Here is a 22,317-nt window from a genome sequence, read left to right on the forward strand (position 1 = left end):
GATGAGACCGGGGAATGACCTTCTGCGATCCATCGGCGACCGGCTGGTTTCCATTGAAGCCGTGCTCGTTTGTTATGGAACCGGAGTTCCAGTGGACCAGGGAACGGCACAGAGGGTTACGCGGCTGGCGCTGCTCGGGACATCGAGGTTGCGGCACACCTTGCGCAATTCCAACTATCCGCGAGAATACCGCGAACAGATGGGCGCTGTTGTGGCGCTTGTTGAAGCTGGCCGCATCGCAATATCCTCCAACAAAGGCAAGCCCGAAGGAGAGCCACGTGTCACTGTGGCGAATGTTCGAAAGCACAATTCTCCTTTGGACAGAACGCGCCTTCTGGTCGGCAGCCTATCACATCAGCAACTGAGGATGTTTCAAGGCGCCCCCAAAGAAGGATGGCCGTCTGCGGAAATCGACTCCTAAACCGAAATCACCGCTACTTTGTAAAGATGCTGTGCTGTGTTCTTTGTCGTAACGCTGTTCCTCCTTTCCAGCTCGCTTCGCATTTTCGGAGGGCGTTTCCGTTTATATCGACTCTTATAACCTGGGACGTACAAAATTACCCAAAAAACTCTTGACATTTCGGCAAGACCAGGATCATCCTCTTTGGTAAGTTCGACAGGCCCAACGTTCTTGGTGTGTTGTTCGACGGATCCAATTCTCTCCCAGTGTGCTGAATCGACTCATTCGCCCCGCGTGTTCGAGGAGACAGCGACATGATCTCTACCGTTCCAACCCAGTTTGGGTAAATATACCAAGGCTCCATGAGTGCGTTTAAGTGTTGCCGCGTTCGCAGAGCTACCCGCCCACCTACCCGAACCTTTGCAGTTAAAGGGAGGTTATTTGTGAGACAAACAAGGTTGATAGCACTAGCAGCCGCCTGTGCGACGATTGCGGTCGCCATGTCCATCTCCAGACACATTGTGCACGGACAAACCGTCTACAACCCATATCCAACTGGGATTCTGCCCTCCAACATCGATCCCGAGATAGCAAGGGTTCTGCGCGAAGTGAATTCCATCGAAGCTGAAGCGATCCGGCAGTGGCAGGCGCTCCCGCCCCCGGTTGTGACGGGCAACCCCCCAACACTTCAGAACACCGGAGTTGCCTCAGTAGAAATACTCGGCAAGCTCATGAATTTCGACAGAACCATCTCGCCAAACGAGAATGAGGCCTGCTCGTCTTGCCACATGCCCTACGCCGGCTATAGCGGACCGATTCCGTCGGTGAATCTGACGATGATCGCGTACCCCGGATCGGTTCACTTCAGGGCCGGCAAGCGGACAGCGCAGAGATACACGTATGCGAGCTACTTCCCTCCGCTCCAGTACGACGCGGTTCAGGGCCTTTTCTATGGCGGAAATTTCTGGGATTCACGCGCAACCGGGTATTTGCTGAGGAGTCCCGACGCCGAGCAGTCACAGGGGCCTCCTGTCGATCCTGACGAAATGGGCAACCCTGACACTGCCTGTGTCACTTACAAGCTTTCACTGGCTCCGTACAGACCCCTCTTCGAGCTGATATGGGGTTCCGGCTCATTCGACATCACCTGGCCGGCAAACATTGCGCAGATCTGCGCCACGCCAAATGGAGCTTCCGTGTTCAACGGGAACCCTACACCAGTTGCGCTAAGTCCGGCCGACCGCACCCGCTCGAATAACGACTACGATCATTGGGCGCAGTCCCTTAACGCCTTTGAGCACAGCGAGTCTGTCAGCCCTTTCACCTCGAAGTTTGATGCATATCTGAAGGGAACGTATAAGTTGACAGCCAAGGAAGCGGCCGGATACGCGCTATTCCGGGGCAAAGGAAATTGCAATTCGTGTCACCTGGACGGCAGATCAACGGCGCCGGCCCCAACAAATACCGGCGCCAAAGATACGGGAGTAGCCGCTAATGTCGTACCGGTGTTCACCTGCTTCGGCTCTGCCAATGAGGGCCTGCCCAAGAATCCCAGGGATTCCTTTTATTATGAGACCACGCCGGATGCCGTCGGATTTACGCCCAATCCGGGAGGCTTTACCTATACCGATTTCGGATTAGGAACTTTCCTCAGAAGCGGCTTCGGCTCCGCTCCCAATCCAAACTCCAGTTGGCGGCAGTTTGCATCAACCGTCGACGGCCAGATGCAGGTGATGACGGCGCGCAATGTGGGGCTTACGCCGCCATCGTGTCCTACCACAGAGGCTCCCGGCCCCTACTTCCAGAAGGAGTTCTTCCACAATGGCTACATCAAGAGCCTGAAGCAACTCGTCCACTTCTACAACACGCGGGATCTGTACCGGAATGCCGTGGAGTCCGGCAACTGCCCGACGGGAACAACCGAGAAAGTAAACTGCTGGCCTGAGCCCGAGGTGCCTCAAAATATCGACATGACCACCGGCAACCTGGGCTTGACGGATACGGAGGAGAATGAGATCGTCGCATTTCTACAAACGCTCAGTGACGGTTTCACAACACCTTACCCCGACGTTAACACGTATACAGGAGCCTGCATGACAGGCGGCACCGCTGCCACCCAGGGGAATTCGACGATCATTCCCGCCGATCTACTGCGGCAATTCCAACAAATGCAGCGCTAGGACCAATCTATGCCAGGACGGGGTACATGGAGCGACTCCATGCGCCCTGTCTCCGTTCTTCGCTGGAATATCCAATTCTCTTCGAGGTCTATAGATGACCGGTCTGCATATTCGCAAATTCCTTCTGTCACCGACGATCCTCTGTGTAGCCGTGCTTTTCTCCCTTACGATCTGCGCTCCGCAGCTTTCGCAGGCGCAGCTGGTTCCTCCTGCGCCGGCAGCAGCGAGTGTCCATATCACAGAGGGACCGGCGATCGAATCAGATAAAGATGGCCTCGCGATCATCCGGTGGACGAGCAATAACCCGGGCGGATCGGCCGAGCACTTCGGCGTCGTGCATTACGGCACGGATGCCGCGCAGCTGAACCAGACCGCGAAGAACCATATCCAACTGAACCAAAGCCATCCCGAAACGGTTTTCCGGGTACGTGTGGACGGGCTAAAGCCGAGAACGACGTACTACTACACGGTCGGATCGATGGGGGGTACCGGCAAAGTCGATCCCGTGAATAGCGCGGTCTACCACTTCACTACTCCCTAGTGGTCCTGCCGGCGCGTCGCTTCTGTGCGACTGCTGAACGCTCCCATATTGGGGTTTTTGCATAACGCCTGGAAAAGGTCAATTCAGATTTCAGGCAGGTGATCGGCACTTGGCCGAGGTCATGCGGCGGCCCTGAGGATAGGGGACACCTCAAGAAAGGGAAATTTATGAATGCTCAGGAGCTCTTGAGGCGGTTCTGGCTTCGGGGAGCATTGAGAGGACCGCTGCGCGTGAGGTTCGCCTGTGAGTTTCAGGGTAGTGCCATTAGGTAAGCGGTGATGCCAGTCGCCCGGAAGGTGTGACCATGACATTTCTAATGGGCGGCTACAAATTCTGGCTCCTGTTGCCGCAAAGCGTAAGTGTCGTCAGCTTTGCAAAGCTGAATTGTCATCATAATATTTAGTCGTCGTCGTGCGGTGGGAATGTGTGAAATCGTCGACTCTGACGATTTCCAAGAACTGTGGGAAGAGTGGGAGACCAACAGTTTTATCGTTGGTCTTCCATGCTTTCCATCAGGCCGTCATTTCCACCGCGGGCGCGGCGATCGTTTCTTTGTAATCGGGCCGGTAAATCTGACGGGGGGCTTCTTATATCCATTCTTGGTGCTGTTGGTCATCACTGTGGGCAAGTGCTTGATGTCTTGCTGCGCTTTCACAATGGCGAGTGCATGGCTCAGCCGCTTGTTCTCGACTACGGCTGTATGACTTACGCGCTGATCCTTGCTGAACACGCGGCAGGGAAGCAAGTGCCCATTCCATCGCACCTCGAGCGGCCGATCTGCGAAGTCGTAAATCTCGACATACTGGCCTGCCAACCCGTCTGCCAGGTCACTTCGCTCGAGTATGATCTGCCTGCGATCGTAGGCGAGAGTGAGCTGCTGACCTACGTGGCGCTGTTCGCGGTGCGGCCAGGCGGGCAGCCTGCACGTTCAACTTGCGATGCAGATTCTCTGTCTTCTCTGCGGGCACCGAGAACTTCTCGTTGAACTGCTTCACGAACCCCGGTAGGAACATGTTGCCGGCTGCCATATCGCTGACGCCGGCGAGGCGCAGCTCCTTCACCAGACGATCCTGTAACGTTCGATTTGCTCATTCGAACCGGCCCTTAGCCTGGCTTGAGTTGGCGCATAGAATCTCGATGTTGAGCTCCGCCAGCGCACGACCGAACTGCGTCATACCGGAGCCGCCCTTCGCATCCGGCTTGTTGACGCGGAAGACGGTGTGCTTGTCGGAGTAAAACGCGACAGGGCACCCATGATCGTTCAGATACCCCTGCAGCGCACCGAAGTAGGAGTCCGTGCTCTCGCGGAGCACGAAGCGCAGTTGCATCAGCTTGCTTGTGGCGTCATCGATGAACACCAGCAACGTACAGGGCGCGCCACGCTGCTCGAACCAGCGATGATCGCTCCCATCGATCTGGACGAGCTCACCGTAGCTCTCGCGTCTAAGTCGGGGCTGGTGAAAGCTCCGGCGCTGCTTACGCGACAGCCCATCCTCGACCATCCATGTCCGCAGGGTCTGGTGCAAACAGCATTCTGGAACCGATTAGAGTAGTGGATTGAGGCAATGAGGACCGATAGATGGGCGAGCTGAAGGGGATGAAGGAGCTGTTTGCGGGGCGACATTTTGATCGCGAGATCATCGTTCTGTGCGTGCGCTAGTATCTACGCTACAAACTCAACCTCAGTGATCTAGTCGAGATGATGGCCGAACGCAGGTTGGATATTGCGCATACCACGATCATGCGCTGGGTACAGAGATATGTTCCGGAGTTCGAGAAGCGCTGGAATGGCTATGCACGCAAGAGCGGTCGCTCGTGGCGTATTGACGAGACGTATCTGAAGGTCCGTGGCCGTTGGGTCTACCTGTATCGCGCCGTCGACCGGGATGGCAACACCGTCGACTTCCGACTGAGTCCGAATCGGGATGTAGCAGCGGCCAAGGCCTTTTTCCGCAAAGCGCTTCGCACGCAGCTGCGCGCACCTGTCAGCATCACGCTTGATGGCTATGCCGCTTCGCATCGAGCAGTGCGTGAAATTCCAAACGAAGACGAGGCATGGAAGCGCACCAAACTGCGATCGTCGAAATACCTGAACAATCTGATCGAACAGGATCATCGGGGTATCAAGTCCCGAACCAGGCCCCTGCTCGACTTCAAGAACTTCGACTACGCCGCCATCACAATTGCCGGCGTCGAACTACTCCACCGTATTCCCAAAGGTCAATTTGCCCTGCATCGCCGACGTCTCAAAGATCAAGCTGCGCCTGCGATCTGGAATGCAGTCCTTGCTGCATAAACCACGGCCTCTCCAGTCGCCTTAACGTGCATACCTCAATATTTGCACCAGAGCCCGCGCGAGAACGTCCTGCATCTCCTGAGTTTCTTTTTCGAGGATGCAGACATCGAGGTGCTGTTCGCTTCCGATTCTTGACTCCGTCTCTTGCATGTTGGGTCTCCGTTGCGTATGCACGCCGCGTGCCAATTGAACCGCCAGTCAACTTAGCGGCGTATTTTCAGCGGTATGAGTCGGTTGATGAATTGAGGAGGATTTCATTCAACTCCGAGCAAGTGTCATGGGATCGACACAGCGTGCGGATTTCGACGCGACGGCGAGTAAGTCGGCTAGAATTCAGTCGGGTCTAGGATTGAACATCCAGGGCAGCAAGATTAGGGCATCTATGGCAGATGGTCGAGGCACACGAATGATGGCGGCGGGTGCTCCCACGGTGTTCGTCATCGATGACGACACCTTGGTGCGTGCGTCGATCCAGGGCCTGTTGAAGTCGGTGAGCTTGCGGTCCGAAGGCTTCGCGACCGCGCAAGAGTTCCTACACAGCAAGCGACCGGACGGGCCAAGTTGCCTCATCCTGGATGTGAGACTTCCCGGAGTCAACGGTCTGGACTTTCAGCGGGAGTTGGCTGATGCCGACATTCTCATTCCTATCATCTTCATTACCGGTCATGGAGATATCCCAATGACGGTGAAGGCCATGAAATCCGGCGCGGTGGAGTTCCTTACTAAGCCCTTCCGGGATCAGGATTTGCTTGATGCGATCAACCAGGCTTTGGATCGAGACCGGGTGACGCGCCAACAGCGGAGTGAGTTTGCCGATCTGCGGAAGCGCTACGAATCCATGACCGCGCGCCAGCGGGAGGTCATGGCCCTGGTGGTTTCGGGCATGCTCAATAAGCAAATAGCGTTTGAGCTCGGAACCAGCGAAATCACGGTGAAGATCCATCGCGGGAACGTAATGCAAAAAATGCGGGCCGAATCGCTGGCGGAATTGGTCAGAATGGCGGCTAAGCTCGAGGTTCCACCCGGCAAGAACTAGATTGGTATCGACATTGCCTACGGAAAATGGATCCTCTAAAAACCGCAACAATGATCTGTTCGGCGCTGCCGTCCCACTGCGGAATGAGGACGCTGCGACAGACAAGAGCCAGCCCATAGGGCGCCGCGAACAAACCAAACCAGAGCAGGATCCGTTCCCGCAGGGCGGCGCTCGAGAAGTGAGCGCACGGGGCGAGTACGCCAACTGTGAAAATCGAGCTTCCTGTCATTACCAACAACAGGTTGTCAAACGAAAACATCAATAAGACCTCCCCGTGTGCTGCGGTTAAGAACAGGCCAGGGGTTATCGTAGTTGTGCATTTTTCCCAAGTTCCTCACTTTCAGTTTCTTCTGGAGAAGCTCTATTTGCCGATGTAGGTGACGTGCCAGACTGAGCGGGAGCCGTCGTCGGTGACGAACATGCTGCCGTCTTTGGCGATGGCGACGCCTACGGGGCGGCCCCAGACCTGACCGTCTTTGGTGACGAAGCCGGCGAGGAAGTCTTCGTAGCTACCGTCGGCGTGGCCGTTGTGCATGGGGATGCGGATGACTTCGTAGCCGGCGCGGTTGGCACGGTTCCACGAGCCATGTTCCGCGGCAAAGGCGTCACCGTCATATTGCTCCGGGAACTGTTCTTTCTGGTCAGGATAAAAGACCATCTCGAGCGAGGCCATGTGGGGCTGAACGAGGACATCGGGAGTAATAACCTTGGAGGCAAGATTGACGCGCTTGCAGGTCTTGGCCTCATCCGCGGTGAGCGCGGCCGCCTGCGGATTGGGGCCGGTGCCGTTGGCGCAGGACTCAGGGAGTCGCGGGTCCTGGTGGCCGCCCATGTAGTACCAGGGCCAGCCGTAGAAGCTACCTTCCTTGACCGAAGTGACGTAGTCGGGGACAAGGTGATTGCCCAGGTTGTCGCGCTCGTTTGTAGAGCACCAGAGCTGACCGGTGGTTGGATTGATTGCCTCACCAACGCAGTTGCGGATGCCATGGGCGTAGACCTCGATGAACCTGCCTTCGGGGGTGTATTCGAGGACATCGGCGCGGTGGAACTCCTTCGGGTGAGTGTCTGGGTCGTCCGCGTTGGAGCCGGACCCCACGGAGACGAGCATATGCTGGCCGTCTTTGGTGAAGACGACGTCGCGGGTCCAGTGGCCACCGCCGGTGAGCTGAGCGTAGCCTGGGATGTCGGGAACGATGGTCTCGGGGGCGGCGGTGGCGTGGAGGTCGCCGGAGTGGTAGGGGATGCGCTGTATGGTGGTGGCGTTGCCGACGTAGACGTACTTCGGGTTGTCAGCGGGATAAAAGGCGATGCCGAAGGGGTGGTCCAGGCCGGTGGCGAACTTTTCGATCTGCGCGGCTTTGCCGTCGGGGCCTACGCCGCGAAGGATGAAGACGGCGCCGGCGCCGGAGTCGGCGAGGAAAAGATCGCCGTTGGGTGCGGTGCGGATGAGGCGCGGCATGGTAAATGTGCCGCCACTAAGGGCCATGACCTGTTTGTTGTCGGCACGCTGCATGGGGATGGAGTCGCCGCCGGCGTAGAGGGTAACTTTGAAACCGGCGGCCGCGATGGGCCAGGCGTCGGCAGGGCGGGGGATGACGTGCGGTGTGTTGTTGACGGCCTCGTCGGGCTTGGGCTCGGGAAGGTCGGCGAGAGTGATCTTGCGGCGGACGCCGGGCTGTTGTTGGTTCCAGTCGGCGAAGGCGGCCTGGCCGGTGATGGTCTGCTGCGCCGGTAGCGCCGCAGGAAGAAGCATGTTGGCTGCGACGAGGACGAGGAAGGAGGGGAATCGCATAGTTAGGCACCTTAGGTTTGAAAGGTATTGGGTTCTTGACTGCGTGCCTGCGAGATAAGTAATAACGATATCGCCGGACGCGTCGGTGGGGCACTTCCTTACGTCACTCAATGGTGTTTGCTACGCCGCCCCCTCTCGGGCATTTCTCCAAAGGTCAATGGACCCTTCTTGTGCATAGCGATCAATCTCATTCAGCTCTGAATCCGTGAACTGGAGCTTATTCACCGCATCGAGCGAGTTATCGAGCTGCTCCACATTGTGCGCTCCGATCAGCGCCGAGGTTACGCGTTTGTCACGCAGTACCCACGAGATCGCCATCTGCGCCAGCGTCTGCCCGCGCCCACTCGCAATTTCGTTCAGCGCTCGCACTCGTGCAAGATTTTCCTCACTCAAGAACTCCTTCTGAAACCAGAGGCCGCCCTTTGCGCGCGAATTTTCGGGGATCCCGTTGAGATACTTGTTCGTCAGCAGTCCCTGGGCTAGCGGAGAAAACGCAATGCAGCCCACGCCTAGTTTCTCCAGCGTGCCCAGCAGATCCTCCTCCACCCAGCGGTTCAGCATCGAGTACGACGGCTGATGAATCAGCAGCGGGACTCCTTCGCTCTTCAAAATCTGTGCTGCTTCGCGCGTCCGCTCCGGACTGTACGACGAAATGCCCACATACAAAGCCTTGCCTTGCCGCACCGCCTGCACCAGCGCGCTCATGGTTTCTTCAAGGGGAACATCCATTGTCGGCCGGTGCGAGTAGAAAATGTCGACGTACTCGAGCCCCATGCGCCCCAGGCTTTCGTCCAGGGACGCAAGCAGATACTTGCGCGAGCCGCCCACGCCGTAGGGCCCAGGCCACATATCCCATCCTGCTTTCGACGAGATCACGAGTTCATTCCTGTGGTCGCGAAAGTCCTTCCGCAGAATATGCCCAAAGTTTTCCTCGGCCGACCCATACGGTGGGCCATAGTTGTTGGCTAAGTCGAAGTGTGTCACGCCCCTGTCGAACGCTCGCCGGATCACTGCCCGTCCGGTCTCGAAAACGTCGACGCCGCCGAAGTTCTGCCACAGCCCAAGCGATACCGGCGGCAACACGATCCCAGATCGCCCGCACCGCCGAAACACCGCTCCGTCATACCTCTTCCCATCAGGTATATAACTCATCTTCTTTCTCCTCGGAATTACTTAATGTTGTTAGTCGTCAACGCGCAAATGCGTGGGACTCAAGTTGATGTCATCCCAGAAGTCATCGTGCAGATTCACAACGACGGGTTCGGAAGTGCTGCGGACTACAATCCATTGGAAGGAGGCGTCGCTCGAAGGATTAATTTCCTGGTGAGGAAGCCACGCCGGGACATAGAGAAAATCGCCTGCTTGCAGAATGGCGTCAAACTCCCCTCGGTCGCCCCAGCGAACGTAAGAATAGCCGCTGAGGACATAGGCGATCGTGTGCTGCTCTCCATGATGATGTATTCCGGTGCGGGCTCCAGGCTCGACGGAGAAGAGACCTCCCCACATAGGCGACTCTATGCCGGCCCCTGCATGGACAGCAGCAAAGCGCTGTGATCCGGGCGTTTGAGCAGTCGCAGAGTCGAACTGCGCTGAACGGACTACACGAATAGATTGATGTTGCATAAAACCTCGCTGGACAGGTAATACAAGGTCCGGTATGACGCCGAAACTAACTTCTCGTTCCGTGACCGATGACAAACGGGGTAATAGCAGCCAGGTCCAAGTCGCCATTTGAGGGGAGATTGGAGGTAAGTACGGACTGGGCAACGCCTGCCACGGGCAAATTGGCCCCCGCGGTTCCGGCTGTCTCCATGACCAGATCCATGTCTTTGCTCATCAGCCGCAACGGAAATTCCGGCGAGTAGTCGTTGTTCTTTATCTTCTGGAACTTCCCTACAAACGCCGGAGGTATGACTGCCGTCTTGGATAGGACATCGAGCAGAACGTTCCTATTCAATTGAAGATGCTCACCCAGCGACACTGCTTCCGCGATGGCCTGCATTTCGACGCCGAGAAGGAGGTTGACGATCAGTTTCATTTGAACCCCAGAAGAACCGCCCCCGACTAAGAACCACTGCTTGGCAATGGACTCGTAAATGGGAGTGCATTGCTCGAAGGTATTCCGGTCCCCGCCTGCAAACAGTGTGACCGTTCCGGCCTCGACTGCCGGCGTTGATCCAGAGATAGCTAGGTCGAGAAGCCTGACGTCTTGGTTGGAAGCCTCCTGATGCAGAAGGTGCGATAGTTGCGGCGAGATGGTGCTCATTTCAAGAAGGATGGTGCCTGGCTTTGCCGCGGAGAAAATACCCGCACTGTCGCAATACACCGAGTGAACAGCCGTATCATTGGCCAGGCAGGAAAGGACCACATCCGAATCGGCCACAAGCTTCACAAGCGATGGCGCGATCCCTATACCTTTTTGACTCATCGCTCTTGCCGGCTCTGAACTGCGATTCCATGCCTGAATATTCCAGCCTGATGAATGCAAGCGTTGCGTCAGTCGGCTTCCCATAAGTCCCAGGCCGATAAATCCAATTTTGACTGTGCGTTTACTGAGTTTGCTTATTGGCATGCCCCTCACGCAATCTCCTCGCTGTCAATTCTTCGTTGCTTCTCTTGGCGGTGATCGACGATTCCACATCACCAAGCGTCCACTTTTTCCGGTAGACTCGGCCCTTTGACAGTCTCCCTGGATATATGCAACTCGCGTGCCAGAGTTTGCGGATGTGCCGAAGATATGCAGCGGAGAACAACCTACATGAAAACCGGGGCTTTGAGCGATTTCCGCTTTCTTAAATCTGCTGAGGGCCATGTCGGCGATCCGACATCTGTCATCCCGTCGTCACGGGGCCTTCCATGCGAGCGCATGTTGGAACCGATGCGCTCCGTACGGGATGCGAGCTTTCACATCTTCATGTCACGCGTGAGTGAGAGGATCGAATGGGAAATCGGCATCGGCTGTCTATAAGACGCCAGAGCAAGGAACAGTGGGGGAAGGCTAGTACTCAACGCCTTCGCCCACTGACTGGCTCTGTTGCATTAACTGAGGCCGTGTATGGTGAGAGCTGAGTCGAGGAGTCCAGCAGATGTCCATCTTCAAGCCGCCGATTTCCGGTCGAGATCATCCTGGTATGCGTGCGGTGGTATTGCAAGTACGGCATCACGTATCGCGATCTCGCGGAGATGATGCAAGAGCGCGGAGTTGAGGTCGACGCCTCGACGATCTTCCGGCGAGCGATCTCCTACGTCAACTCCGGCAAGTTCCGCGTGAAAACCGAAGCGGAGCAGCAAATCTGGAACGAGTGTTCCCGTCTCACCGCCAGCGCCATCATCTACTACAACACCCTTCTCCTATCACGGGTATACGAGCAAAAGCTGCCGGCGGGCGATCTCGAAGCCATCAGAATCCTCAAAAGCACCTCGCCCGTCGCCTGGCGCAACATCAATCTGATCGGCAAGTTCGACTTCACTAGCTCATCGCCGGTCGACATCGAAGCCCTAGCAGCCCGCTATCAAAACGAAGACTTCTGGCGCCGCTCCATGACCGAAGGAGATGAGGACGGACCGCAATAGTCAATGACGCCAATTAGACTGTTTCGAGGGGTTGGGCAAAAATAGCCATAAGCGGACAATTTGGAAGCAAACATTGCGCATAGATTGCTCGATTCATTCAATGCCGGTCATTCGGGGATTAACCCTTACAGCCTCGGTTAGTAAAGGGACGAGCATGCCCTTATAAGGTATGTATCTGTCGACAAGGATGCCTAAAACCGTTTTTTGTTGAGAGAACACAATCATTGCCGCGAAATGATCTCAAAGCGCGTACCTCAGCTCTGGCGTTGCCATTCGGTTGGACTGACGCCAAGGTGTCGTTTGAATGCACGGGCGAAATGACCTGCATTTACGAAACCGATTTCAGTGGCGACCTCGGCAATCGTCCGGCTATCCAAACGCAGGAGAGCTTTAGCTTGTTGTAACCGTTGATCCATAAGGTAGCGGTGAGGAGTGACTCCCATGTTTGCACGCAAGGCACGCATCAGTGATGCGGACCTTTGGGAAACTGCACGTCTGGTAAATGAGGGTGTAATCGATGCTGATCTGGGCGGTGGCGTGATCAAGCAACGTATCGCCCGGTGAAGGGAAGTCGGGCGGGTCACGATCCATCATCCTCTATCGTCTCCAAGGGCGAGCCGTTTTCGTGTACGGATTTGAGAAGAAGGATTTCGGCAATATCAAGGCGAATGAGTTTGGAAGCCTTCCGAGAGCTGGCGGACGTTGTGTTGGGCTATAGCGATACCGAGATGGCGAAGCGAGTGGCGGACGGAGCTCTTCTCGAGATACAGCCGCCGAAGGAGGATTGAGATGCCAAAGAAATATCGTAGCGACGTAATGGCGGCAATCCATGAAACCGCGACCGATCTGTACAAGGTTGACGGAATGGATCGGAAGACGATGCGCAAGTTCGATGTGCTGTGCCTCACTCCCATTCAGGAGATGACGCCGAAGAAGATTCGCGCCCTTCGCGCGCGCGAGAAAGCAAGCCAGACTGTCTTCGCGGCCTACCTGAACGTGACGCCGAGCCTGGTGAGCAAATGGGAGCGCGGCGAGAAGCATCCGCAGGGAACATCTCTCAAGCTACTCACCCTGGTTGAAAAGAGGGGCCTGGAGGTCATCGCCTAGCCACCCCAAAATCCACTGTACATAAGATGCGTTATAAGACATATAATCAGTAGCTTACAAGCGATACCTAAACAATAACATCGCTCCCCTTCGGGTGCTATTGCTCTTTTGGATTCCCACTGTCCAAGTAGCCGACCTCGGACAATTGGATCCGATCGCCACACTCATTGCTTCTAACGAGGGTTCCGCGCACTACATCGCCATTCCAGACGGCTCTGTTGCAAATTCGGGCGTTGCCGGGCTGTGTCCCAGACTTGCCCTACCCATGCGTCAAGCAGGTTGGAGTTCGAGTTTTTCACCGATGGCTGCGACGGCCTCCGCGAGCGCACTGGCCCCGATGCCGAACGAGCGTTCTACGATGCGCGCCTCGCCGCGGATGTCCTGCGTGAGGTTGAACATTGCCGCCTGGCCCTTGCGTAGGGCACGCATTACCTCAAATCCCATGATGGTCGCGTAGGCGGTCTTCAGGGTTTTGAAACCCGCACTGGACGGATCAACTGCTTCAGCTTGCCATGATCGGCCTCGACGACATTGTTCAGATACTTGACTTGTCGATGCACCGTTTTCTCAGGACATTTGCCTTCGACCTTCAGTTCTGAAATCGCGATTCCGTAGGTCGGCGCTTTGTCGGTGTTGATAATCTCCGGCTTCTCCCAATCCTTCAAACCATTCAGCGCTTTGCCGAGAAAGCGCTTCGCCGCTTTGGCGTTCCGTGTCGGCGAGAGATAGAAATCAATCGTGTTTCCAAGCTCGTCGAGCGCTCGATACAGATAGATCTGTCACTTTCAGAGTTATTTGGCGTAGTTTTTCAGAGCTATTTGTCGTAGTGATTGCTTTCCGTCGGACCACGAGCCAGATAGAACCCTCTATAAACATGTCCGCAGTCCACCGGTAGTCAACTACTTACCCGCGGCAGACCATCTTTCGACCTCTGGCGAAGGGACGCCTCGAGCTTCTACATTGTCCGGCAACACCCAGCGGGTACGCCAAATAGGTGTGAAATTTCACGCCATTTAGCGATCAAAGCTACACCCCTGAGCTCCTCAAACCCAAACGTATTGACGCAACCCGCCTCATCAAAAATGAGCAAGTTCCTCGCCTCCTAACCTTCGCCAAAGATTTGTTGTAGGATGCCCTAACTATTCCGCAGGAGGTGCACCGTGCAGCATTCTCCCGAAAAGCCACAACAGGTATTAGAGACTAGAGACAAGCAATCTCTCTTTGATCGTGCCAGGGCGACCGCTGTTGAACTTGCACGCCTTATTCTCACGCTCGCCACTGGAATCATCGGAGCGCTTTCCCTGGCGGCCATGCACGCGCCCCCAAACGGCTTTACCTCGAACGAGAAAATCCTCATCCGCACCGCGTTGATTTGCCTCGTGCTCACAGTAGCTTGTGCTCTCAGCGGGGTTGCCGCAGATTCCGCTTCGGACAGCAGTTGGGGTTGGGCTCTCTACCACAACGAACACAACGATAAAGGCCAGTGGCACAAGAAACGTAATCAATGGAGGCAGGTGCGGAAGATTCTCTTCATAATCGTTGTGCTCGGTTTCATCGCCGGCATCACATGCGCGGGGTTGCTGATTCTCGCACTCGTCGCTGCTCCAATCAAGATTGCGGCTTGAGCGTATCTGGCGTCTGTACTGATGCCCACCTCCGTCGGACACGGACTCTGGGTCATGGCAAAACCGACACCGGCGGAATGATCGGGAACCTGATCCTGAAGCACACGAAGAAAGACGTACAACCGGATTCTATACAACCTGGTTGAGTGGCAGAAGAGGAGCCTGCCGTTACGGACAGGCCCTCGATTGAATCGGGGTTAGTTAGGGGTTGGTCAGGGTGGGGAGCTCGATGAAGGTGGGTTGGGTGGTGGAGTGGAAGATGGTCTGGGTGGCTGGGCGGTAGTCGGAGGGTTGGGCGAGGAAGATGCTGGGGACGAAGGTCTGGGGGTTGCGGTCGTAGAGGGGGAACCACGAGGACTGGACCTGGACCATGATGCGATGGCCGGGGATGAAGACGTGGTAGGCGTTGGGCAGGTTGAAACGGTAGGTTTCGGGCGTGTTGGCGGGGATGGCGTGGGGGGTGGAGAGGGATTCGCGGTAGCGGCCGCGGAAGATGTCGGCGGCGATCATGAGCTGGTAGCCGCCCATGTGTGGGTCTCCGGGGACTTCATCGGGGTAGACGTCGATGAGCTTGACGACCCAGTCGGAGTCTGTGCCGGAGGTGGCGGCGATGAGGTTGGCAATGGGCTCGCCGGCGACGGCGATGGGGGCGGTGAGGACGTCGGAGGTGAAGACGGCGACATCGGTGCGTCCGGACTGCTCGATCTGGGACTGGGCGAGCCAGTTGGCCCAGCCGTTGTCGGGCTCGTAGCCGGCGGTGCGTGAGGGGCGGGGCCGGTAGGGCACGGGTTTGGCGGGGTCGGAGACGTAGGCGGTGGAGGGGACTTCGGCGGCGGTGGGCTCATTGAGGCTGAGGAGGCCGTCTGCGTGGAGGTAGAGTTTGGTGGTTTTTTTGGCGAGGGGCCAGTACGGGACGCCCTGCCACTTGTTGGCTCCTGTCTGGTAGGCGGTAACGGGCGGGATGGGTTTTGGGTTAGCGGGCGGGGTGTCCTGAAGGTAGCTGGCGAGATAGGGTCCGAGGACGGTCTGTCGCCACCAGTAGCTTGGGTCGGCGGGGAGTTTGAGCTGGCCGAGGGTAGTGCCATCGTCGATGGCTCCGCCGTGGTGCCAGGGGCCGATGGTGAGGGAGACCATGTTGTTTTTGTCGAGGGGTTTGATGGCCTTGTAGACGGCCATGGCGCCGTAGATGTCTTCAGCGTCCCAGAGAGAGTGGACGAGCATGATGGGGAAGGTTGGGGGTTGTTTGGCGTACTGGGCGGCGAGGATCTTGTCAACGGCTTGGTCCTGCCAGAACTCGTCGTAGGCGGGGTGGGCGAGGACTTTGCGCCAGAAGCCCATCTGGTCGAGGCCGCGCTCCTTTGCGAGGGCTTCGGCGGAGCCGGCGCGCATGAACATGGCGTAGTCGTCCCAGTTGCTGGTGGGCCATTTGTAGCCGTTGGCGCGGGAGCCGTCCTGCTCGTAGATGTAGGACATGTTTTGCTGGCGGAAGGCTCCGTTGTGGAACCAGTCGTCGCCGCGCCAGCCGTCGACCATGGGGTTCATTGGGACGGCGACTTTGAGGGCGGGGTGTGGGTTGACAAGGGCGGCGAGGGTGGTGAAGCCGTCATAGGAGATGCCGATGATGCCGACCTTCTGGTTGGATTCGGGGACGTTTTTGATGAGCCAGTCGATGGTGTCGTAGGTGTCGGTGGCGTGGTCGACGGGAGTGGGGTTTAGGGGGCCGAGGAAGGGACGGTTCATGACGTAGTCGCCTTCGGAGCCGTATTTTCCGCGGATGTCCTGAATGACGCGGATGTAGCCGCCCTGGACGATGACGTCGGTGGCGTTGTCGTATCCGTAGAGCGAGGACCCGAGGTGGGTGGACTGCGCGTTGGTGGTGAGGGCCTCGGCGGAGTAGGGGGTGCGGGTGAGGACGATGCCGGCTTTGTGGTTGGGCGTGGCGGTTTTGGGGACGACGATGATGGTGTTGAGGCGGACGCCGTCGCGCATGGGGATCATGACGGTGCGACGGCTATAGTCGGCGAGGTCTACGGGGATGTTGACAGTGGCGGGGGTTTCTGAGGGGAGTTGCGGGTATTTGGGGGTTTGGGAGAGGGCGAAGGACAAAGACAAACTCAGTGCGCAAAGGACGCAAAGAAGGCGCAAAGGACGCGAGACAGGCATGGTGGGTTCCTCTTGGGGGAGATGTTGAGAGGATACCTTCAAAGCCCTAAGTTGTCGTTTACGGCGATCTCGATATCCTGTTCCGAGCCCAGGTACCGTTCCGTCGTATGGATGGTGGCCTTGATGGAGTCACTACACCAAACGTCAAAAATCGTGCGATAAGAAATAGGGCTCACTGATTGAGGCCGCAAAGGGTCGTAGTGCTCGCTTGAACAAGAAGAGATTTGTCCGCGTGGTTGACGGCCGGCGCCTCTGACCCGTCCCTTCTGAGAGACGGAGCACCGGGAACATTGACGGTCGCCCGGGCCGCCACGCATGAGAAAGGACATTGTTCTGAGAATAGGCAGCTCTACTCGACGGCAAACGTGTTGTATCCGAGCTTCTTCAGGCAACGTATATGGTGCTGAGCACGTTCGACATTCCGGTCGTCCCGCGTGATGGCAGGATCTTCTCGGTAGGGCATCTTTGCTGAGAGAACTGCGTGGATGGTCTTGAGGAGCGTGTGTCCGAGTGCCACGATGGCCCGCTTGTTTCCGCAGCGGGTTCTCAAGGCGTGGTAGCGTGACTGCAGCCGCGATCCCCTTCGGTTGGTGGCGGCCCATGCGCTCTGCGTCAGCGTTGTTTTGAGCCAGACGTTTCCCCGGTTCGTACGAACGCTCTTCTTGACGCCCGCACTCTCGTGGTTCGCCGGACATAGCCCGGACCAGGAGCTGAGTTGCGCTGCTGTAGGGAACTGTTCCATGTCAGCGCCTATCTCGGCTAGTATGCTGGCGGCGGATTCTTCCTTGATACCTGGAATGCTCTGGAGCAGATGGAACGCTTCGGCTAGTGCTGGGTCTTCCATGCGCCGTCGGATCTCCTGATTGAGCGCCTCAACCTCCTGGTCCAGGAACTCAAGATGACGGAGCGCATGCCGAATGAGGAACCGCTGATGGCCGCTCAACCGATGATCGGCAACAGAAGCCACTATTTGCGGAATCTTCTCTCGGGCCTTCTTCTTGGCCAGATTGGCAATCTGCTCTGCGGTCATTTGACCATCGAGAAGCGCTGCGAGCATCAGTTTGCCTGACACACAGAAGACGTCTGACAACACGTCACCAAGTTTGACGTTCGCATCTTCAAGCACCTTCTGAACCCGGTTCCGCTCCCTTGAGTTCTCCCCGATCAGCTGCCTCCGCCGACGCGTAAGGTCTCGCAGTTCACGAATTGCGAGCGGCGGGATGAAGCTTGGCCGGATCATGCCATGACGAAGCAGATGGGCCAACCATCGGCTATCGTTAGGATCGGTCTTGTGTCCACGCCTATTTTGCACGTCCGCGGCGTTCGCCAGGATCACGTGGACGCAGGCCTCAAGCAGATTGAATACCGGCTTCCAGTAGTAGCTTCCGGTGCTCTCCATCACGGCGTGGGTGCAACCTTCAGCGACCAGCCATTCGGCGAGCCGCTGAAGCTCGCTCACAATCGTGCCAAACTTCTTGATCTGCGTGCGGGGTTCATCTTTTGCGCCGCCGGTCATGACGCAGACCACGACGAACTTCTTACCAACATCGATGCCGGCACATCGCTCGATAATCGCTTCGATCATCTACTCCTCCAGTGCGGACAAGCAGCCGGCGGCGGGTTGGGCATATTGTTCTACGGGCTCAGAAGAGGCGCCAGTCAGGTGTACGTGAGCCACCGGCGGGTCAGATTATCATTCGGGGTCGAACCACCAATAAGTCCGCGACCCTTTACCTGTTCGCACCTGAAGTCTCCACCCCACCGAGGCTTTACGTCAACGTAAACCCTTCTCATCCTCAGGTGCGGCCGCACTGCGGCCATCGATGATTATCATGCGTGAAAACTTTAGTTTTTAAAATCGTTCGCGAACTATTTGCACTTTTCCTGGAGGTGTGTACTTTGGACTGGTCTCGGGCAGTGTCTCAGTTTAGATTTCGGGAATAGTGGTAAGGGGACGGGATGCTTACAACGAACCTTATCCAAAAGCGGCTGCCTGCCATCTGTTAAAGACCTTATAACCCGCCATAGACGGCGTCGCGGTTGCCGCGGCGCAAGGAGAATCAGATGACAAATACTCCCATCCCAGCCTCTCTCGGTCGTCCCAACCGCTCCTTCACCTGCGAAGACCTGCAAAAGAAGGAGAATCGCGTAAACTTGGAACTCTTCGGCGCGCACGGCATTCCCGAATTCTGGAAGCCATTTTGCGACTTCCTCGACATTCCCCATTCTGCTTGGCTTACCAGAGAGGTGGTCGCCGGGACAGACGGTCGCCCCGACTTCATTCTGAATGGCGTAGGGCCGACCGAGAGCTGCGTCGAGGTCGAGCTTGACGGACGACCGGATGAGCCGCAACTGGGGCGCTATCGGAAGCGTTACTTCCGAGTGATCTGTGTTGTCGGAAAACGTGGTGGCCTGCGCGAACAGCCGAGCCTAGAGGAAGTGGCTGTGCTGGCGAGGTCGGTTGCCAAGAAACTCCAAGATACGAACCGGCCGGCGATGGCGGTGCTCGACCATCTCGCTGACGCAATAGACGATGCCCTGAACGGATTCAAAGGACACGCTTCTGTCCAGCCGATTCCCGCCCACCTGCGAGATATACCTTGGCTTAAGATCGCTGCAGAGCCCTTGTTGCGCCTGCAACGAGCGGGCTACGTGCAGAATCGAACGACCTCCAGCCTGTCGCTGTCTCTCCAACTGGAACGGGTTCCCTGCCTGTACGGCAAGCGTCTCGCGCTGCTCACCCAGCGAGACCCCGCAGTTGTACACATTCCCGGACCGCGGGAGATGGAGCGAGTTTTCGACGGGGCATTCGAGGAGGTCACGATGGCGTGGAACGAAATGCTCAACCACGTCATGCCGCACTGGCGAATCCACCTGGACGGGAATAAGCGGATCTGCATGGAAACCCAAGATTTCGAGCGCGATGCCGAGAGGTTCGCTGGAGTATTCGACCTGCTGGCTGAGCTAATTCTGTCGACGGACCTAGTTTAATTGTTTCGATGTGATGGAGACGCCGTTGGGCTCGGGTGCGTGAGGACGACGATGGCAGGGGCGAGCTCGCTTGTGCTTACCGACGCTGGGCGGCATTCACTCAGATGACAATGGGCGTCCGTAAACGAGGTGCCCAAAAAGTCGCCCGGAAAGGCGGGAACGAGTCGTGAGCGGAGCTTCAAACTGAGACACTACCCAAGAACGAGAAGTTGAGGAACGGCAAGCCACACTTGCCGTTCTGCCTCAGTACCTGTGGACGCACAGTTGGCTTCCGATGCTGTCATGCGAGATCAGCTAAAATGGCGGTAGATTAATCTCAGGCATCTATCTTTCTTGCGTATCCTCATTTGGAAAAGGTGCGCGAGTTTGGCCTGCCGAAGTGAGGATGAGCAGGATGTTGGGCAAGATCGTACATTCAGTTTTTGGAAAGAGCTTGGGCAAGCGATCCTCCAAAGCCGCCCAGAGTACCCCGATGTTCTGGAAGCACGGAAAACGTGCCGCTCATCATACGGCCACGTATATTGCAAAGAAGGCCAGCATCAAGGGGATTCGATTTCCTAAATAGGGCGGAACCATTGGTTGAGTCCTCAACGGTTAGATTGTTAGATGTGCGCACACCGGGGCGCCAGCTAGCAAGAGGTCGGTGTCTAAGTGGATCATTTGGGCTTGTACGTTGCACTTGGTGTGATTTTAATTCTGGCAATTGGGATCCTGTCCTTCCTAGCGGGCCGAACCTTAACCAGCCGGAGAGCGGAATCGAAACTTACGATCCCTTACGAGTCGAGCACAACCGTATCCCCCAATCCGCCGTTGCCTCAAAGCTCGTCACCCGCTTTCTTGGCGCGTGAGTTGTTCTTCGGACCCACCCAAGAAACGCCGCTCATTAGCGTTTCGTGCATAAAGTCACCGACCTTCGGATCACGGGGCCGAGACGTGCTTCCGACCGAAATAGATGCTGGGCGCTTGAATGCACTTGCACAGATTTTGCCGACAGTATTGGAAGGGATGAGCCGACATGGGGGCACGTGGATGCGCGTGGTCGTAAACGGCCAGCTTGAATCAAGCGGCGAAGGCCTGCTGCTACCGTTTGTTCGAGACAACCACGGTCGCATAAAGGAATTAGCGCGGCTTGATCCCGGTAGCGTCACGGCGGTCGCGAATGCCGCAGCATTCTGGCAAATTGCCTCTGTCATCGTTGCGCAAAAGCAGTTGGCAGATATTAGCGCGAAGCTGTCGGCAATCCTTAGCACACTTGACGAAATTAAAGCCTTCTTGGAAGCAGAACGTAGAGCGAAGATCACTGGTTCACTCGACTACTTGAAGCAATTGGTGGCATGCATCAAAGCGGGAGAAATACCTGCACCAGCTACGCAACAGATCGAGAACATTGAACTTGAGCTATTAACCATCCAGGATCATATCCTCGACGATCATCGCCGTTTGATAGAGGACGTCGAAACCTACCAAGACTCGGAGTGGTTCGGCTCAGAGGAAATGTTTAACAAACTTGGAGGCTCGCTATCAAAACTTGAAAAGCTGAATGATGTTTGGGCGTTATGCGGAAATGTGCGAGTTCTAAATGTCCAGATCCTCTCAGCGCTGCCTTCATCCAAGGTTGTATTGCGGGAACGCCTTCGGAGCATCAGAGTCAAAAGTGAAGCTCTGCATGGAAATGGCGGCATCAAAGAGCGCGTCAATGCCGCTATAGAGCCTAAGATCGAGAAAATTGAGTCGATGTTCAACCGGCAGACAACGATCGATACACGGAGAAACGAAATCCGGCAGAGGTTGTCGAATGTCATGGATTCTTATGAACATCATCGCCAGAATATCGATCCGCAGTTGACAAGTCTTGAGACGGTCGGGCAGCGGCTTCCGATACAGTTGGAAGCAAAGGTCGAACATGGCAAGGTTGTTGCTTTGAAACAGCTGCCAGCGTGAGCGAACCTGGGTGTAATCAACTGAAAACGCCTTCCTAATGCAAAGGAGACTTGGCACGCCGTAACCAAGCTCATCTTAGGAATATCTTCTTGAGAACTCGCAAGACGACGGTGACGCTCCCTCCCACGATCACCGTAAACAGATAAGCAAGCCAAAACATGTGTCTGTCCTCCAGTGTGGCTTCGTCCTCACGACCCCACGAGACCTGTAACCACACTTAAGACCGCCTGGAAGAACGTTCGGAAGAATGCGGGTGTGACCGGCAGATGGCACGACCATCGCCATACGATCATCGCGGAGCTGGCAGAAAACGGAGCGGGTGAGGAGACCATTCGGGAAATTGTGGGCCATGTCTCGAAGGAAGTGCTCAGGGACTATCTCCACGTCCGGATGAAGGCCAAACGCGATGCGTTGGAGAAAATCGTGACGAAATCATCAGAACAAAAAAGATCCTGAGGAAGAAGTTGAAAACTGACGCATCCGAATTTGACGGAGATATCAGCCCGGCCTAAGTTCCTTCTTGCAAGCCGGTCATCCTGCGGAAACAGGGGGTACGGATATTTCTCAGAGCGGCGAGGACATCATGGAGTCACTTCTCACAGAAACTGAGGTTTCAGAACATACGAAGGTAAGCCTTGCTTGTTTAAGGCGGTGGCGGCTTCGCAAGATAGG

At 56.5% G+C, this 22,317-nt stretch carries 21 protein-coding genes and 2 pseudogenes; 12 read left to right on the forward strand and 11 right to left on the reverse strand.

Annotated features, from left to right (window positions below; all coding sequences use genetic code 11):
* Position 1 precedes the first annotated feature (1 nt).
* From RBB81_RS13165 to RBB81_RS13175, 3 genes are all read left to right on the forward strand, one after another.
* Positions 2–421 (forward strand): hypothetical protein, encoded by a 420-nt coding sequence (locus RBB81_RS13165; protein ID WP_353070949.1) that lies wholly within the window; start codon positions 2–4, stop codon positions 419–421.
* Positions 422–843: 422 nt separating this feature from the next.
* Positions 844–2,580, forward strand: a complete 1,737-nt coding sequence (locus tag RBB81_RS13170; protein ID WP_353070950.1) for a cytochrome-c peroxidase — start codon at positions 844–846, stop codon at positions 2,578–2,580.
* Positions 2,581–2,674: 94 nt separating this feature from the next.
* Positions 2,675–3,121, forward strand: coding sequence for a fibronectin type III domain-containing protein (locus RBB81_RS13175; RefSeq protein ID WP_353070951.1), 447 nt, complete (start codon positions 2,675–2,677; stop codon positions 3,119–3,121).
* Positions 3,122–3,707: 586 nt separating this feature from the next.
* Here RBB81_RS13175 and RBB81_RS13180 read toward each other — a convergent pair.
* Positions 3,708–4,641, reverse strand: a pseudogene (locus RBB81_RS13180) (ISNCY family transposase); the annotation flags it as partial.
* 179 nt (positions 4,642–4,820) lie between these two features.
* On the opposite strand from RBB81_RS13180, the gene RBB81_RS13185 reads away from it, so the two are divergent.
* Positions 4,821–5,417: an IS6 family transposase gene (locus RBB81_RS13185; protein WP_423248018.1), complete on the forward strand. Its 597-nt coding sequence runs from the start codon at positions 4,821–4,823 to the stop codon at positions 5,415–5,417.
* A 21-nt stretch (positions 5,418–5,438) separates the two neighbouring features.
* Here RBB81_RS13185 and RBB81_RS13190 read toward each other — a convergent pair whose 3' ends face one another.
* The gene (locus RBB81_RS13190; RefSeq protein ID WP_353070952.1) at positions 5,439–5,567 is read right to left on the reverse strand and encodes a hypothetical protein; all 129 of its coding nucleotides are present in this window, start codon (positions 5,565–5,567) and stop codon (positions 5,439–5,441) included.
* Positions 5,568–5,823: 256 nt separating this feature from the next.
* Between RBB81_RS13190 and RBB81_RS13195 the strand changes: the two genes are divergently transcribed.
* Complete coding sequence (locus RBB81_RS13195) at positions 5,824–6,453, forward strand: response regulator transcription factor (protein WP_353070953.1); 630 nt, start codon at positions 5,824–5,826, stop codon at positions 6,451–6,453.
* Between the two features lie 361 nt (positions 6,454–6,814).
* Here the strand turns inward: RBB81_RS13195 and RBB81_RS13200 are convergent, their stop codons facing one another.
* The 4 genes from RBB81_RS13200 to RBB81_RS13215 all read right to left on the reverse strand — a co-directional run bounded on the left by RBB81_RS13200 (position 6,815) and on the right by RBB81_RS13215 (position 10,817).
* Positions 6,815–8,245: a PQQ-dependent sugar dehydrogenase gene (locus tag RBB81_RS13200; RefSeq protein ID WP_353070954.1), complete on the reverse strand. Its 1,431-nt coding sequence runs from the start codon at positions 8,243–8,245 to the stop codon at positions 6,815–6,817.
* A 120-nt stretch (positions 8,246–8,365) separates the two neighbouring features.
* A complete protein-coding gene (gene mgrA, locus RBB81_RS13205; RefSeq protein WP_353070955.1) occupies positions 8,366–9,397 on the reverse strand; it encodes an L-glyceraldehyde 3-phosphate reductase in 1,032 nt (343 codons plus the stop codon).
* A 30-nt stretch (positions 9,398–9,427) separates the two neighbouring features.
* Positions 9,428–9,868: a cupin domain-containing protein gene (locus RBB81_RS13210; RefSeq protein WP_353070956.1), complete on the reverse strand. Its 441-nt coding sequence runs from the start codon at positions 9,866–9,868 to the stop codon at positions 9,428–9,430.
* Positions 9,869–9,914: 46 nt separating this feature from the next.
* Complete coding sequence (locus RBB81_RS13215; protein WP_353070957.1) at positions 9,915–10,817, reverse strand: NAD(P)-dependent oxidoreductase; 903 nt, start codon at positions 10,815–10,817, stop codon at positions 9,915–9,917.
* A 548-nt stretch (positions 10,818–11,365) separates the two neighbouring features.
* On the opposite strand from RBB81_RS13215, the gene RBB81_RS13220 reads away from it, so the two are divergent.
* Positions 11,366–11,818: a Tn3 family transposase gene (locus RBB81_RS13220; RefSeq protein ID WP_353073931.1), complete on the forward strand. Its 453-nt coding sequence runs from the start codon at positions 11,366–11,368 to the stop codon at positions 11,816–11,818.
* Positions 11,819–12,072: 254 nt separating this feature from the next.
* On the opposite strand, the gene RBB81_RS13225 is transcribed toward RBB81_RS13220, so the two are convergent.
* Together RBB81_RS13225 and RBB81_RS23480 are read right to left on the reverse strand one after the other, a co-directional pair.
* Positions 12,073–12,282 carry a helix-turn-helix transcriptional regulator gene (locus tag RBB81_RS13225; protein ID WP_353070958.1) on the reverse strand — a complete coding sequence of 70 codons (210 nt, stop codon included), beginning with the start codon at positions 12,280–12,282 and terminating at the stop codon, positions 12,073–12,075.
* On the reverse strand, positions 12,209–12,412 hold the full coding sequence (locus tag RBB81_RS23480) for a hypothetical protein (RefSeq protein WP_423248097.1): 204 nt from the start codon (positions 12,410–12,412) through the stop codon (positions 12,209–12,211). The genes RBB81_RS13225 and RBB81_RS23480 overlap by 74 nt, the downstream gene beginning before the upstream one ends.
* On the opposite strand from RBB81_RS23480, the gene RBB81_RS23485 reads away from it, so the two are divergent.
* Together RBB81_RS23485 and RBB81_RS13235 are read left to right on the forward strand one after the other, a co-directional pair.
* Positions 12,411–12,536: a hypothetical protein gene (locus RBB81_RS23485; protein ID WP_423248081.1), complete on the forward strand. Its 126-nt coding sequence runs from the start codon at positions 12,411–12,413 to the stop codon at positions 12,534–12,536. The two genes, RBB81_RS23480 and RBB81_RS23485, sit on opposite strands and share 2 nt — an antisense overlap.
* Positions 12,537–12,607: 71 nt before the next feature.
* The gene (locus tag RBB81_RS13235) at positions 12,608–12,925 is read left to right on the forward strand and encodes a helix-turn-helix domain-containing protein (protein ID WP_353070959.1); all 318 of its coding nucleotides are present in this window, start codon (positions 12,608–12,610) and stop codon (positions 12,923–12,925) included.
* A gap of 270 nt (positions 12,926–13,195) precedes the next feature.
* Here the strand turns inward: RBB81_RS13235 and RBB81_RS13240 are convergent.
* Positions 13,196–13,698: pseudogene (locus RBB81_RS13240) on the reverse strand (IS6 family transposase); the annotation flags it as partial.
* A 387-nt stretch (positions 13,699–14,085) separates the two neighbouring features.
* On the opposite strand from RBB81_RS13240, the gene RBB81_RS13245 reads away from it, so the two are divergent.
* Positions 14,086–14,550 carry a hypothetical protein gene (locus RBB81_RS13245; RefSeq protein WP_353070960.1) on the forward strand — a complete coding sequence of 155 codons (465 nt, stop codon included), beginning with the start codon at positions 14,086–14,088 and terminating at the stop codon, positions 14,548–14,550.
* 201 nt (positions 14,551–14,751) lie between these two features.
* Here RBB81_RS13245 and RBB81_RS13250 read toward each other — a convergent pair whose 3' ends face one another.
* Positions 14,752–16,656: a CocE/NonD family hydrolase gene (locus RBB81_RS13250; RefSeq protein WP_353070961.1), complete on the reverse strand. Its 1,905-nt coding sequence runs from the start codon at positions 16,654–16,656 to the stop codon at positions 14,752–14,754.
* A gap of 406 nt (positions 16,657–17,062) precedes the next feature.
* Entirely contained in the window at positions 17,063–18,298 is a 1,236-nt protein-coding gene (locus RBB81_RS13255; protein WP_353070962.1) for an IS110 family transposase, read from the reverse strand.
* Between the two features lie 479 nt (positions 18,299–18,777).
* Between RBB81_RS13255 and RBB81_RS13260 the strand changes: the two genes are divergently transcribed.
* The 3 genes from RBB81_RS13260 (at position 18,778) to RBB81_RS13270 (ending at position 22,101) form a co-directional block, all read left to right on the forward strand.
* Positions 18,778–19,704, forward strand: a complete 927-nt coding sequence (locus tag RBB81_RS13260; RefSeq protein ID WP_353070963.1) for a hypothetical protein — start codon at positions 18,778–18,780, stop codon at positions 19,702–19,704.
* A gap of 933 nt (positions 19,705–20,637) precedes the next feature.
* Positions 20,638–21,645: a hypothetical protein gene (locus RBB81_RS13265; protein ID WP_353070964.1), complete on the forward strand. Its 1,008-nt coding sequence runs from the start codon at positions 20,638–20,640 to the stop codon at positions 21,643–21,645.
* 255 nt (positions 21,646–21,900) lie between these two features.
* Positions 21,901–22,101 carry a tyrosine-type recombinase/integrase gene (locus tag RBB81_RS13270; RefSeq protein WP_423248019.1) on the forward strand — a complete coding sequence of 67 codons (201 nt, stop codon included), beginning with the start codon at positions 21,901–21,903 and terminating at the stop codon, positions 22,099–22,101.
* Positions 22,102–22,317 lie beyond the last annotated feature (216 nt).

Origin of the sequence: Tunturibacter gelidoferens, from assembly GCF_040358255.1 — a bacterium.
In the GTDB taxonomy this organism is placed as follows: domain Bacteria; phylum Acidobacteriota; class Terriglobia; order Terriglobales; family Acidobacteriaceae; genus Edaphobacter; species Edaphobacter gelidiferens.

Bases quoted from the DNA above. Each gene is read 5' to 3' on its own strand.
- RBB81_RS13225 (WP_353070958.1), bottom strand. From the start codon at position 12,282: ATGCGTGCCTTGCGTGCAAACATGGGAGTCACTCCTCACCGCTACCTT.
- RBB81_RS13190 (WP_353070952.1), bottom strand. From the start codon at position 5,567: ATGCAAGAGACGGAGTCAAGAATCGGAAGCGAACAGCACCTCGATGTC.
- RBB81_RS13175 (WP_353070951.1), top strand. From the start codon at position 2,675: ATGACCGGTCTGCATATTCGCAAATTCCTTCTGTCACCGACGATCCTC.
- RBB81_RS13260 (WP_353070963.1), top strand. From the start codon at position 18,778: ATGACAAATACTCCCATCCCAGCCTCTCTCGGTCGTCCCAACCGCTCC.
- RBB81_RS13185 (WP_423248018.1), top strand. From the start codon at position 4,821: ATGATGGCCGAACGCAGGTTGGATATTGCGCATACCACGATCATGCGC.
- mgrA (WP_353070955.1), bottom strand. From the start codon at position 9,397: ATGAGTTATATACCTGATGGGAAGAGGTATGACGGAGCGGTGTTTCGG.
- RBB81_RS23480 (WP_423248097.1), bottom strand. From the start codon at position 12,412: ATGATGGATCGTGACCCGCCCGACTTCCCTTCACCGGGCGATACGTTG.
- RBB81_RS13165 (WP_353070949.1), top strand. From the start codon at position 2: ATGAGACCGGGGAATGACCTTCTGCGATCCATCGGCGACCGGCTGGTT.
- RBB81_RS13215 (WP_353070957.1), bottom strand. From the start codon at position 10,817: ATGCCAATAAGCAAACTCAGTAAACGCACAGTCAAAATTGGATTTATC.
- RBB81_RS13210 (WP_353070956.1), bottom strand. From the start codon at position 9,868: ATGCAACATCAATCTATTCGTGTAGTCCGTTCAGCGCAGTTCGACTCT.
- RBB81_RS13200 (WP_353070954.1), bottom strand. From the start codon at position 8,245: ATGCGATTCCCCTCCTTCCTCGTCCTCGTCGCAGCCAACATGCTTCTT.
- RBB81_RS13195 (WP_353070953.1), top strand. From the start codon at position 5,824: ATGATGGCGGCGGGTGCTCCCACGGTGTTCGTCATCGATGACGACACC.
- RBB81_RS13235 (WP_353070959.1), top strand. From the start codon at position 12,608: ATGCCAAAGAAATATCGTAGCGACGTAATGGCGGCAATCCATGAAACC.
- RBB81_RS13255 (WP_353070962.1), bottom strand. From the start codon at position 18,298: ATGATCGAAGCGATTATCGAGCGATGTGCCGGCATCGATGTTGGTAAG.